The sequence below is a fragment of the Streptomyces sp. NPDC091279 genome (genome assembly GCF_044757465.1).
Taxonomy (GTDB): Bacteria; Actinomycetota; Actinomycetes; order Streptomycetales; family Streptomycetaceae; genus Streptomyces.
The window spans coordinates 50,496-63,674 of record NZ_JBIVVA010000005.1; the positions used below are offsets into that span (position 1 = coordinate 50,496).

The 13,179-nt window shown below is 72.6% G+C and carries 7 protein-coding genes; 1 reads left to right on the forward strand and 6 read right to left on the reverse strand.

Annotation, left to right across the window (positions count from 1 at the left end):
• Nucleotides 1–45 precede the first annotated feature (45 nt).
• Genes ACIQOU_RS13675 through ACIQOU_RS13685 form a run of 3 tightly spaced genes read right to left on the reverse strand, consistent with a single transcriptional unit; the run spans nucleotide 46 to nucleotide 3,754 of the window.
• Nucleotides 46–999 carry a carbohydrate ABC transporter permease gene (locus ACIQOU_RS13675; RefSeq protein ID WP_401536815.1) on the reverse strand — a complete coding sequence of 318 codons (954 nt, stop codon included), beginning with the start codon at nucleotides 997–999 and terminating at the stop codon, nucleotides 46–48.
• Nucleotides 996–2,024 carry an ABC transporter permease gene (locus ACIQOU_RS13680; protein WP_401536817.1) on the reverse strand — a complete coding sequence of 343 codons (1,029 nt, stop codon included), beginning with the start codon at nucleotides 2,022–2,024 and terminating at the stop codon, nucleotides 996–998. Before ACIQOU_RS13680 ends, ACIQOU_RS13675 begins: the two co-directional genes overlap by 4 nt.
• A 26-nt stretch (nucleotides 2,025–2,050) precedes the next feature.
• A complete protein-coding gene (locus tag ACIQOU_RS13685; RefSeq protein WP_401536818.1) occupies nucleotides 2,051–3,754 on the reverse strand; it encodes an extracellular solute-binding protein in 1,704 nt (567 codons plus the stop codon).
• A 370-nt stretch (nucleotides 3,755–4,124) separates the two neighbouring features.
• Between ACIQOU_RS13685 and ACIQOU_RS13690 the strand changes: the two genes are divergently transcribed.
• A complete protein-coding gene (locus ACIQOU_RS13690; RefSeq protein WP_401536819.1) occupies nucleotides 4,125–6,965 on the forward strand; it encodes a glycoside hydrolase family 3 C-terminal domain-containing protein in 2,841 nt (946 codons plus the stop codon).
• Between the two features lie 79 nt (nucleotides 6,966–7,044).
• Here the strand turns inward: ACIQOU_RS13690 and ACIQOU_RS13695 are convergent, their stop codons facing one another.
• The 3 genes from ACIQOU_RS13695 to ACIQOU_RS13705 all read right to left on the reverse strand — a co-directional run bounded on the left by ACIQOU_RS13695 (nucleotide 7,045) and on the right by ACIQOU_RS13705 (nucleotide 12,960).
• Complete coding sequence (locus ACIQOU_RS13695; RefSeq protein WP_401537339.1) at nucleotides 7,045–8,508, reverse strand: aldehyde dehydrogenase family protein; 1,464 nt, start codon at nucleotides 8,506–8,508, stop codon at nucleotides 7,045–7,047.
• Nucleotides 8,509–8,659: 151 nt separating this feature from the next.
• On the reverse strand, nucleotides 8,660–10,240 hold the full coding sequence (locus tag ACIQOU_RS13700; RefSeq protein ID WP_401536820.1) for a PucR family transcriptional regulator: 1,581 nt from the start codon (nucleotides 10,238–10,240) through the stop codon (nucleotides 8,660–8,662).
• A gap of 167 nt (nucleotides 10,241–10,407) precedes the next feature.
• Nucleotides 10,408–12,960, reverse strand: a complete 2,553-nt coding sequence (locus tag ACIQOU_RS13705; protein WP_401536821.1) for an ATP/GTP-binding protein — start codon at nucleotides 12,958–12,960, stop codon at nucleotides 10,408–10,410.
• Between the last annotated feature and the right edge of the window lie 219 nt (nucleotides 12,961–13,179).

Here is a 13,179-nt window from a genome sequence, read left to right on the forward strand (position 1 = left end):
CAGTCGACCACAGACCCGAACCCCCCGGGGTTCAGACCGCGCCGGTCACCCCTTGACCGCCCCCGTCAACATGCCCTTCTTGAAGTGCCGTTGCACGAACGGCGACAACACGGACACCGGCAACAACGCCAGCACCATGACCGCCATCTGCACGGCCAGCCCGGACAACTCCCCCGTCTTGATGGCCTGCCCGAGCCCCACCGGCGCCTCCTGCTTCTGCACCAGCTGAATCATGACGTTCTGCAACGGCATCATGTCCTGATCGTTCAGATACAACGACGCGTTGAACCAGGCACTCCAGTACCCGACGGCGTAGAACAGCGTGATCACCGCGAGAACGGCCCGGGACAGCGGCATCACGATCTGCCACAGGATGCGGAAGTCCCCGGCGCCGTCGATGCGCGCACTGTCGATGAGTTCCTGCGAGATGCCCATGAAGAAGCCGCGCAGGACCAGGATGTTGAAGACGCTGATGGCGCTCGGCAGGATCAGCGCGAGGTAGGTGTCGGTCAGCCCGAGGGACTGCACGAGCAGATAGGTCGGGATCAGCCCGGCGCTGAAGAACATGGTGGCCAGCAGCAGCATCAGCAGCCAGCGGTGGCCCAGGGACGTCGTCCGGGAGAGCCCGTAGGCGCACAGCACGGACACCGTCATCGAGAACAGCGTGCCGACCAGGGTGATGAGGACGCTGATGACGGTGGCGCGGGTGACCTGGCCGCCGCTGAGGAGTTCGCGGTAGGCGACGAAGGTGATGTCGTGGGGGATCATCACCAGGCCGCCGGCCTCGTCGATCGTCCGGCGCGAGGAGAGACTCGTGACGACGACGATCCACAGCGGGAAGACGATGCCGAGGCAGGCGAGGGCGAGGACGAGGCCCTTGCCCGCGAGCCCCACCGCGCCCGGCTCCTCCTCCCAGACGGGTCGGGGCGGCGCGGCCCACCGGGACGGCTGAGGCACGGACGGCTGGGGCACGGACGGCTGGTCGACGACGGCGCTCACTTCTTGTACACCCCCTGCTCGCCCATGAGATGGGCCACCTTGTTCGCGGCGAGGACCAGCCCGAGGCTGACCACGCCCTTGATCAGTCCGGCCGCCGCCGCGTAGCCGAAGTCCTGGTTGCGGACGCCGTTCCACCACACGAAGGTGTCGAGGACCTCGGCGGCCGAGGGCCCCACGGCGTCACGTTGGAGCAGGATCTGTTCGAAGCCGACGGTGAGGGCGTCGCCGACCCGCAGCACCAGCAGCAGGGCGATGACCGGCCGCAGCGCGGGGAGCGTGACGTGCCACATGCGGCGCCAGCGGCCCGCGCCGTCCATCGCGGCGGCCTCGTACAGATCGGGGCTGACGGAGGCGAGGGCTGCGAGGAAGACGATGATGCCCCAGCCGGCGTCCTTCCAGACGCTCTGCGCGGTGATGAGGAACTTGAAGGTGTCCGGGTCGGTCATGATGTCGAGGCCGTCGTAGCCGTGTTGCCGCAGCAGTTGGGAGAGCAGGCCCGCGCCGCCGAACAGCTGCTGGAAGACGGCGATGACCAGCACCCAGGAGAAGAAGTGCGGCAGGTAGAGGATGGCCTGCGAGAGCGCCCGCACCCGGGGTCTGACCACGCTGTTGATGAGGAGCGCGAGCCCGATCGGGACCGGGAAGAACAGCACGAGCTGGAGGATGAAGAGGAGCAGCGTGTTGTTCAGGGCGTTCCAGAACGCCGAGTCCGCGAAGATCCGCTGGAAGTTCTCGATGCCGACCCAGGAGCTGTGCAGCATCGAGGTGATGCCGTTGTCGCTGAGGTAGGGGTCGTAGTCCTGGAAGGCGACGATGTTGCCGAGGATCGGCAGATAGTTGAAGAGCAGGATCAGCAGGATGGCCGGCAGCGTCATCAGGAGCAGGACGCGGTCCCGTCTGATCCGGACGCGCAGGCTCACTCGCCCCGGGCGTTTGCGCTTGGAGGGCGGGGCGCCGGGTGTTCCCGGGGGCTTGCGGGTGGTGTCGGCCTCGGTCCTGCTCCGAGGCACCGTGCTGTGGGACACGGCCGTTCTCCTCGCCTTGGTGCGGGTCAGCTCTGGGCCGGACCGTTGTCGTCGAGCAGCTTCTGGTACCAGTCGCGGAGCTTGTCGCCGCCCTTGCTCTTCCACTCGGAGACGGCCTGCTGCATGTCGCTGATCTTCTTGCGGCCGCGCACGATGTCGTCCTCCAACTGCTCGAAGTTGTCCGAGAGGTTGGTGTAGCGGGTCGGCTCGGTGATCTGCTGGCCGTAGAAGGTGGACTTCTTGGTGAAGGCGCCCATCCGCTGCTGCCACTCGACCATGCCCCGGGTGACGTCGGGGAAGTCCGGGTGGGCGATGGTCGGGGCGGGGCTCGCGATCATCGTGAAGGTGTTGAGGACGTCGGTGTTGCCCTGCTTCGTCTTGGCGGGCACGCCGTCCTTGACGGTGTAGTGGGTGCCCTCGACGCCGTAGTTGGTGGCCATGTACTCCTTGGTGCCGTAGGGCGCGGCCGTCACGTTGGCGACGGCCAGCGCGTCCCGGATCACGGAGTCCGACGCCTTCTTGTTGACGAAGGCGAAGAGGTTGGCGGGCTGGGTGGCCCAGGGGGCCGGGTCGCCGCCGTCGTGGCCCCAGATGTCCATGCCCCAGACCCTGAAGTCCGGGTTCTGGGTGGCCTGTTCGGCGGAGCGGCTGTACCACTGCGAGATGTCCTGGTTGTAGATGAGGAACTCACCGGCCGCGAACTTGGGGCCCGGGTCGGTGGCGCTGCTCTTGCCCAGCAGCGCGTCCGGGTGGACGACACCGGCGGCGAACAGCTTGCGGGTCCACTCCAGGGCTTCGAGATAGGCCTCGGTCTCGACGCGGTACACGAGCTTGCCGTCGACGAGGTTCCAGCCGAGCGGCTTCTCGCCGCCGGACAGCACACCGAAGTTGTTGAAGGCCGTCCACTTCATGTCCAGGCAGGCCCAGCGCTTGGCGCGGGCGTTGGTGATGTCCTTCGCCAGGGCCATGAACTCGTCGGCGGAGCGCGGGATGTCGTACCCCTCTTTGTCGAAGAGGTCCTTGCGGTAGAGGGGCACGATGTTGGTGACGTACGCGGCCGGCAGCGGCAGACCGCGCAGCTTGCCGCCGAAGATGCAGCGCTGCCAGGCGTCGGTGGGGATCGCGGCGAGGTTCGGGTAGGCCTTGACCTGGTCGCCGGAGAGATGGGGTCCGAGGTCGGCGAACTTCCCGATGATGGCGCTGGGTATCTTGCCGCCCATGTTCCAGCTGGGGATGACGACCAGGTCGGGGACGTCGCTGGAGGCGAGGACCGCGCCGAGCTTCTGGTCGTAGGTGTTGCCGTCCTGGTTCTGCCAGGAGACGTCGACGCCGATCAGGTCGTTCATCGCCCGGTAGTAGGCGTTGTCGTCCTTGGGCGGCGAGCCCCAGAAGGGGGCCATGACGGTGACCTCGCCGCCCTTGCCGAGCTTCTTCGGCACCGACGTCTTCAGGGTCGCGAGGTCGAGTTCGCCGGTGAATCCGGCGGCCGAGCCGTTCTTCGCGGGGATGTCCGGCGTCACCACGTTCCGGGCGACGAAGGTCGGCAGCAGCTTCTTGGCGTCCTTGCCCGCGGAGGAGCCGCCGCCCGATCCGCTCGGGGACCCTCCGCACGCGGACAGCAACGGCACCCCGCCCGCGACCGCCGCCGTGGCGAGGGCCGTGGAGGCGAGGAAACCTCTCCTGCTCGGTCCTGACGGTCCGGCGGAGCGGGAAGCGGCGTTCGGCGTCATTGCGTCAACCCTTCGAGGCGCACCAGGACACCCGGCGGTGGCGGCGTCGGCTGCGGTGTCGTGAGTGGAACTGGCTGAGCCGAAGCGGTCCTCCGACGAATGCGAGGGGGGAGACCCACCCTCGGCGGCGAACTCGTAGTCGAAGCGCTTCGATGTTGCTGCGAGGTTAAGTGAAGGCCATGGGGTGCACAAGGGTCACTTCCAAGATTCCTCCGAGGTATCCGGGTTTCGCCCACCCCTATGTACCCCTTGGTTCTGCGGACGGAAGTCGGACGTGTTGCGTAGGGGTCTCTTGACACCCGCCGGTCCGTCCACTGAGCATCGAAGCGCTTCGAAAGCGTTCCGCCGCTCCACGCAAGGGGATCTCCACGTGACCGCACAGCCGCCGCCCACGCCGCCGTTCCGCGACCCGAGCCTGCCGTTCGCGGAGCGCGTCGACGACCTGCTGGCGCGGCTCACGCCCGCCGAGAAGGTCGCCTTCCTGCACCAGTACGCGCCCGCCGTCGAGCGGCTCGGCGTCGCCGCGTTCCGCACCGGCCAGGAGGCCCTGCACGGGGTGGCGTGGATGGGCCCGGCGACGGTGTTCCCGCAGGCCGTCGGGCTCGGCGCGACCTGGAACACCGACCTGGTGCGCCGGGTCGGCGAGGCCGTCGCGAAGGAGGTCCGCGCGATGCGCGAGCGCGACGACCGGGTCGGCCTCAACGTCTGGTCGCCCACCGTGAACCTGCTGCGCCACCCCCTGTGGGGCCGCAACGAGGAGGGCTACTCCGAGGACCCGAAGCTGACGTCGGCGATCGCGACGGCGTTCACCCGGGGGCTGCGCGGCGATCATCCGACGTACTGGCGCACCGCGCCGGTCCTCAAGCACTGGCTGGCCCACAACAACGAGACGGACCGGGCCACTTCGTCGAGCACGGTACGCCCGCGCGTCCTGCACGAGTACGACCTGCGGGCGTTCAAGGAGACGGTCGAGGCGGGCGCGGTGGCCGGGGTGATGCCGGCCTACAACCTGGTCAACGGCCGCCCCAACCACGTTTCGCCGTATCTGGGCGCGGAGTTGCGCCGCTGGACCGCCGACGAGCTGCTGGTCTGCTCGGACGCGGGGGCGCCGTCCAACCTGGTGGACTTCGAGCACTACTACGACTCCCACGAGGAGGCGACGGCGGCCTCGCTGCGGGCCGGTGTGGACAGCTTCACCGACCATGGCACGGACGGCTCGCAGATCGTCGCGCGTGTCCAAGGCGCCCTGGACAAGGGGCTGTTGACGGAGGCGGATGTCGAGGTCGCGGTGCGCAGGCAGTTGTCGGTGCGCTTCCGGCTCGGGGAGTTCGACCCGGGCACGGACCCGCACGCGGACGGCGGAGAGTTCGACACCCCGGCGCACCGGGCGCTGGCGCTGGAGGCGGCCGAGCAGGCAATCGTGCTGCTGAAGAACGACGGGGTGCTGCCGCTGGCCCCGGACGCCCGGATCGCGGTGGTCGGTCTCCTCGCCGACGAGTGCAAACTCGACTGGTACAGCGGCACGTTGATCCACCGCTCGACCCCGCTGGAGGGCCTGTACGAGCGGTTCGGCGCGGACCGGGTGACGTTCGCGGAGGGCGTCGACCGGGTCCGCCTGGAGACCTCCACCGGCGCCTTCCTGCGTGTGCCCGCCGCCCCCGACGCGCCCGACCTCGCGCGCGGTGCCGAAGGGGCCCTCGATCCGGCGCTGTTGGCGGGCCGCACCGACCTGCCGCCGCTGACCACGGACGCCGAGGGCACCGAACTCGCCCTGATCGACTGGGGTGATGACGTCTGGACGCTGCGCGCGCCCGACGGCCGCTATCTCTCGGTCGCGGACGACGGTTTCGTGCGCGCCTCCGCCGACCAGCCGGGCGGCTGGGTGGTGCAGGAGACGTTCCGTCTGGAGCCGCACGCGGGCGGTCACCTCCTTCGGCACATCGGTACGGGTCGTCCTGTATCGGTCGCCGCCGACGGGGTGAAGGTTGCCGACGCGGACCCCGAGGTGTTCCGGCTGGTCGTCGTCGAGCGCGGGGAGGACGCGGTGGCGCGCGCGGCGGCCCGGGCGGACGTGGTCGTGGTGGTCGCGGGCAACGACCCGCACATCAACGGCCGGGAGACCGAGGACCGTTCGACGCTGCGGCTGCCCGAGCACCAGCGGCGGCTGCTGCGGGCGGCGCGCGCCGCCAACTCCCGTACCGTGCTGGCGCTGGTGTCGGCCTACCCGTACGCGGTGGAGAGCACGGCGCTGCCGGCCGTGCTGTGGAGCGCCCACGGCGGCCAGGCGGCCGGCATCGCGCTGGCCCGGGTCCTGGCCGGTGACGTCTCCCCCGCCGGGCGGCTGCCGCAGACCTGGTACGAGAGCGACGCCGACCTGCCCGACCTGCTGGACTACGACGTGATCGGCGGGCGGCAGACGTATCTGTACTTCGAGGGGACGCCGCTGTTCCCGTTCGGGCACGGCCTGTCGTACACGTCGTTCGGGTACGCGGATCTCTCGACTCACGTCGGGGACACGGCCGTTCGGGTGTCCTTCACGGTGACCAACACCGGGGACGTCACCGGCGACGAGGTCGCCCAGCTGTACACGCGGGCCGTGGAGCCGTCGGTGGTCCGACCGCGCCGTGAGCTGCTCGCGCACCGCCGGATCACGCTGGCGCCGGGCGAGCGGGCCGAGTTGAGCTTCGACGTCCCGCTGGACTCCTTCGCGTTCTGGGACGTGGCCCTGGGCGGCTGGCGTCTGGAGCCGGGCCCCTACGACCTGCTGGTGGGCGCCTCCAGCGAGGACACCCGGCTGCGCGCCACGGTGCTGCTGGAGGGAACTCCCGCCGCTCCCCGGCCCGTTCTGCGACGGCGCCTGGAGGCAGCCGACTTCGACGAGCAGGGCGGCGCCGCGATCGTCGACCGGACGAAGGAGGCGGGCGACGCGGTCACCCCCGCCGTCGGCCGCAGCGCCGAACTCCTCTACCGGGACTGCGACTTCGAGGACGGCGTCACCGAGGTCACCGCGCGCCTCGCGGGCGAGGGCACCCTCGAACTCGCCCTGGACGGCGGCCCGGTGCTGGCCTCGCTCACCCTGAAGCCGGAGGAGCCGGGCGACCCCTACGTCTACACCACGCTCGGCGCCGGCATCGTCGCCGAGGGCGTGCACGACGTGCGCCTGAGACTGCGCGGCCCGCTGCGGCTCGCGTACGTCGGCTTCTCCGGGTGAGGGTCCGCAGCTGACGCGGGGGCCCGGCACCGAACGGCATCGGTGCCGGGCCCCTCTGCATCAGAACGGGTCCGACGGGTCAGAGGTCGAGGCCGGTGAGGACCAGGACCCGCTCGTAGGTGTAGTCGTCCATCGCGAACTTCACGCCCTCGCGGCCCACGCCCGACTGCTTGACGCCGCCGTAGGGCATCTGGTCGGCGCGGTAGGACGGGACGTCGCCGACGATCACGCCGCCGACCTCCAGGGCCCGGTGGGCGCGGAAGGCGGCCTGCACGTCGTGGGTGAACACCCCTGCCTGGAGGCCGTACTTGGAGTCGTTGACGGCCGCGAACGCCTCGGCCTCGCCGTCCACCTTGACGACGCTGAGGACCGGCCCGAAGACCTCCTCGCAGGCGAGGGTCACCTCGGCCGGCAGGTCCGTCAGCACGGTCGGCGCGTACGAGGCGCCGTCCCGCTTGCCACCGGTGAGCAGCTGGGCGCCGGCGGCCACGGCCTCGTCGACCCAGGACTCGACGCGCTGTGCGGCGGCCTCGCTGACCAGCGGCCCGACATCGGTCTTCGGGTCGGCCGGGTCGCCGGTGACCTGGGCCTCGACGGCGGCGACGAGGCGCGGCAGCAGCCGGTCGTGGACGGCGGCGTCGGCGATCACCCGCTGCACGGAGATGCAGGACTGTCCGCCCTGGTAGTTCGAGAAGGTCGCGATGCGGGTGGCGGCCCAGTCGAGGTCGGCGTCGCTCGCCCAGTCGCCGAGGACGACGGCCGCGCCGTTGCCGCCCAGCTCCAGGGTGCAGTGCTTGCGGGGCACCGAGTCCATGATCGCGTAGCCGACGGTCTCGGAGCCGGTGAAGGAGATCACCGGGAGGCGCTCGTCCTGGACCAGGGCGGGCATCTTGTCGTTGGCGACCGGCAGGATGCTCCAGGACCCGGCGGGCAGCTCGGTCTCGGCGAGCAGGTCGCCGATGATCAGGCCGGAGAGCGGGGTGGCCGGGGCGGGCTTGAGGATGATCGGGGCGCCGGCCGCGATGGCCGGGGCGATCTTGTGGGCGCAGAGGTTCAGCGGGAAGTTGAACGGCGCGATGCCGAGCACGACGCCCTTGGGGAAGCGCCGGGTGAGGGCGAGCCGCCCCTGTCCACCGGCGTCCGTGTCGAGGCGCTGTGCCTCACCGCCGTTGAACCGCCGGGCCTCCTCGGCCGCGAACCGGAAGACCGAGACCGCGCGGCCGACCTCGCCGCGCGCCCACTTGACCGGCTTGCCGTTCTCGGCGGAGATCAGCTGGGCGATCTCCTCGGTGCGCTCGACGAGCCGTCGGCTGACGTGGTCCAGGGCGGCGGCGCGCACATGCGCCGGGGTGGCGGCGAACTCGGCGCGCACGGCGTACGCGGCGGCCACCGCCTCCTCGACCTGGGCGTCGGTCGGCACGCTGACCGAGGCGACGGTGCGGCCGTCCCACGGGGAGGTGACGTCGAGGGTGTCCTCGCCGGTGACCTGGCGGCCGGCGAGCCAGAAGGCCTGGACGGCCCCCACGGTCTTTTCCTTGGGCATCTGCGAGTCCCGGCCCTTCCGCATCGGTGGTGTGTACGTGACGTTCGGCTCCACCGTAGGGCGGGGACGGCGCGGGTGCGTTTGTCCGGGGTGGAGCGGTGCGCCGCCGGGATGCTACGCATTGGCCGAACGGCGGCTCGGGTGAGGACGGCTACGCGGCCGAGGTGGTCTTCAGGGCGAGCCACAGTTCCATCCGCACGTCCGGGTCGTCCAGGGAGCGGCCGAGGATCTCCTCCACCCGGCGCATCCGGTAGCGGAGCGTGTGCCGGTGCACGCCGAGGTCGGCGGCGGCCGCGTCCCACTGGCCGTGCCGGGTGAGCCAGGCGCGCAGCGACGCCACCAGGTCGCCCCGGCCGGTCGCGTCGTGCTCCCGCAACGGCCGCAGCAGCCCGTCGGCGAAGGCCCGCACCGCGTCGTCGGCCAGCAGCGGCAGCACCGAGCCGGCCGCCAGCTGCTCGTGCTCGACGTATGCCCGGCCGCGCCTGCGGGCCACCGACAGCGCCTGTTCGGCCTGCTGGTACCCGGCCGGGGCGGCCATCGGACCCAGCGGCGCCGACACGCCCACGACCAGCTGCTCGTCCTCGCCCCCCGCCGACCGGTCGTCGGGGGCGCGGGCCGCCTCCAGCGCCGTCGCGTGCCGCTCGCAGCCGGCGAGCGCGGCGCCCGCGTCGGCGGCCAGCACGACCAGTCGTTCGCCGTCGGGCACCGCGAGGACCACCTCACCGGCGCGGGCGGCGGCGGACTCGACGGCCTCGGTGAGCCCGGCGAGCAGCTCGCCGCCGGTACCCCGCACGGGCTCGGCGACGATCATCCGGAACGGCGTGTCGAGCAGCCCCCCGTAGAGGTCGCCGGCGACCGCGCGGGCGTGGTCGGGCTGACCGGCGAGGAGCATGCGCAGCACGGCGGCGCCGATCCGCTGCTCGGCCGCCTGCAAGGCCCGGGACCGTTCCGTGGTGAGGGTGAGCAGGGCGATCGCGGAGTGCACGGCGTACCGCTCGGCGGTGCCGAGGGGCGCGGCGGTGCCGACGGCGAGGGCGGTGCGGGGGCGGCGTCCGGTGCCCAGGGAGTGGAGTTCGACGCGGTCCTCGTGGTCCGGGCCGCCGACCACCGAGGAGGCGGGCGCGGCGCGTTCGCGCAGCCGTTCGACGTCGGCGGTGAGCCGGGCGGCGCGGCGGCCCGCCCACTCGGGGGCGGTGGCGACGACGGCGCCGGTCGCGTCGTAGAGCGCGGCCCAGCCGTCGACCTGCGCGGCGAGCGCGCCGAGGAGTCCTTCGGGGCCGTGGGTGAGGGCCTGCCGGGTCAGTTCGCGCTGGGCGGCGAATCCGGCGGTGACGGCGCGGTACTGGTCGGCGGCTATGGCGGCGGAGACGGCCTTCATGATGGCGAGGAACGGTGTCCGGCGCGGCACTTCGAGCAGCGGCAGCCCCTCGTCGCGGGCCGCGTCGACGAGCGCGCCGGGCACGTCCTCGTAGTGCACGCCGACGGCGAATCCGAGGCCGACGACCCCGGCGCCGGCCAGCCGTCTCACATACCGGCGCATGGCCTCGGGGTCCTCGGCGGCCAGGTTGAGGGCGGTGATGAGCAGCAGCTCGCCGCCCTCCATGTAGGGCACCGGGTCGGTCAGCTCGCTGGCGTGCGCCCAGCGGACGGGCACGTCCAGGTGGTCCTGCCCGGCGCGCACGGTCAGCTTGAGCGCCGGGTGGTGGACGAGCGAGGCGAGCGTCGGCGGCATCGGGCCCTTCCGGGGACGTCAGGAACCGACGTGAGGTCCGGGTCTCACGCACGGCTGATCATTTGGCCGCCGCGTATGAACGACCTGTCCCGATTCTGCCTCATCGTCCGGTCGGGGGACGGGGGTGCGTGGAGGTGCCGACCGGCGCGCACGCACGCCGCGCGCCCTCACCCCCGCAGGTTCACCAGCAGCGGCGGCCCGTGCTCCCCGGTCACCGTCGTCAGGGAGAGGACCGCGTGGCCTGCCGGGATGTCGTGGGCCAGTTCGGAGGCGGACCAGCGTTCGCGTTCGACCTGGCGGACGGTGACGGCGTCGGTGGTGACGGCCTTGCCGGTGACGAGCTTGCGCAGGGCGTGCAGGGCGCGGGTCATCGGCTGGTCGGCGAAGACGGTGTGCTTGGCGACGTCCCGGGTCTCCACCCACTCGGTGCCCCAGGCGTGCGCGAACCGGCTGCCGTCCCAGGTGGTCACGCCGGACAGCGCCATCCGGCAGCCGACGGCGCCGTAGAGCGGTCCGTGCAGCGCCTCGGGGAGGTCACCGACGGTGCGCAGGGCGAGGACCACCCCGGCCGCGCGGGAGCGCAGCCGCTGGATCTGGCGGACCGACTCGGTGGTGACGGCGCCGGTCGCGTCGTCGAGGACCAGGCACGCGAAGTGCGGGTGGCCGCCGTCCCGTACGACGCTGGTGAACTGGGCGAGGACGAGCCGGGTGAGCAGCCGGGCCGCCTCCTCGTGGCCGCGTGCGGGCAGGTCGACGCGGACCCGCAGCGGATGACGCAGGACGGAGCGCAGCGAGAACGGCCGTGCCCCGCCCCCGGCGCCGAAGAAGTCGGCGAACACCGGCCGGTCCAGGAGCGCGAGCCGGTCGGCGAGGGCCGGGCCGACGTCGGCGGCGCCGCCGGCCTGCCGCAGCCGTGCCTCGAACTCCCGCCGCATCACGGTGTGTTCCTCCCCGGCGAGCGCCGCCCGCAGGTCGGCGAGGGCACCCGGCTCGCCCTCCAGGAGCGCGCGCAGCTCGGGCAGGCCGGGGAAGGCGCCGTGCACCGCGCGGTAGGGGCCGAGCAGCTGGGCCAGCGCGGTGGTCGCCCGCTGGGTGCCGACGCTCTCGACGTCCCCGGCGAGGGCCTCGGCGAGAACGGCGGCGGCCTCGTCGGGGTCGTCGCAGTCGGCGTACGGGTCGAGGCCGTGGCCGGGGTACCCGGTGCGGACGACGACGTCGTAGGCGTCGTCCGGGCCCAGCGGTGTCCCGGCGGTGGAGACGACGACGACGGCGCAGCCCCCGGTGAGCGCCTGGAGCGCGAGGGACTCGACGACCGGCGCGACGACCTGGCGGGTCTTGCCGGAGCCGGAGGGTCCGACGACGAGCAGGGAGGTGCCGAGGGCGTCGGGGGCCAGCGCCGCGCCGACGCCCCGGTAGGCGAGCGGCGCCCGCTCCCCCGTCCCCCAGCTGCCGATGCGCACCTGGCCCGCGAGGACGTCGTGCGCGGCGCTGCGGCCCGGCAGGTCGCGGTGGCCGGAGGGGTGGGTCCAGGCGGCGCCGCCCTGGCGCAGCACGGTGTCGGTGAACGCGGCGAGCCGGGCGGGGTCGTGCCGTGCCGCCCGCCAGGCGCGGGTGACGCGGGCGCAGTCGACGTCGGTCATCCGGCCCCCGGCGACCTCGCCGGTGAGCAGGTCGGCGGCCTGGTGCTGGCCGGCGCCGCGCAGTTCGGGCCAGTGCGCGGGGGGCACGTCCCTGACGGGCGGGGTGTCCCGGTCGGCGGCGGCGCGGCGGGCGGCGAGCAGGGCCTTGCCGTAGGCCCACCAGCCGCCGAGCCGGGCCCACGGCCACAGGACGAGGAGGGTGATGAGGGCGTAGAGGGAGTTGGTGAACAGCGGGGAGGTGAACAGGTCGTAGCCGCCCGAGAGCAGCACGGCGAGGGAGAAGACCGGGTCCTCGACGGGCAGCGGGGCCCAGCCGAGGCCGAAGGCGCGCGGGAAGACGAGGCTCAGCGTGAGCAGGGCACCGGCGGCGGCGAGGAGCGCGCGGGCGGGCTGCGGGCGCCGTCCGACGAAGTGCCGCAGCACGTCGGGCCAGCCGCCGAGCCGGCCGACGGCGAACACGAGCACCGCGAAGAAGACGCCGCTGTAGACGACGTCGGCCTCGGCGCCCTGGTAGCCCTTGGGCGAGACGGTGCCGGCCCACCACCAGTCGTCCGGGGTGAAGAGTTTCAGCACGACCGACTGGTAGGGCACGGCGCCCTGCTGCCAGAACGACCACACCAGGATCGCCACGGCCAGCGGGATCAGCAGTCCGACGACCGTGACCGGGGAGAGGCGCTCGGCGGAGCGGTCGGCCTTGGGCGGGCGGTAGCCGTAGCGCCAGATGCCGGGTTCCGCCTCGGGTCGTGGGGTGTCGAGCCAGGCGGCGACGGCGGACGTGGGCGCGGGGGGCTGTTCCTGTTCCTGTTCCTGTCCCGGTGCCGGTGCGTGGCCCGGTGCCTGGGCCGGGCGCGGGGGCACGCCGGGTGCTTGGGCGGGCCGGGGCGGCAGCGCCGGGCCCTGGGGCGGGCCGGGGAGGTGCTGCGATCCCGGGAGCGGGGGCGGGCCCGGGAGCTGGGGTGGGCCGGGGATCTCAGGCGGGCCGGGGAGGTGGGGTGGGCCGGGGAGGTGGGGTGGGCCCGCCGGTCGGGGTACCTGATCGGCCTGGGTGCCTCGCGCGTCCTGTGTCCCGTCGGTGTCCATCGCGCTCGCTTCCTGACCAGCTGTTCCGTCGGCCGTCTGCGGGCCAATCTAACGCCCCCGCAAGGGGAGTTCACCGATTGCCCCGGCCGGGGCGCCGTTGCGCCCGACCGTCCTGCTATGTCCACGGCGGACAACCGGGCCCGCCGACAACGCCCACATGGAGCATGCCCACCCCCCTTTCCCCGCCCTAGCCTGCGAGAAAAGAGTCAAAACGATAAA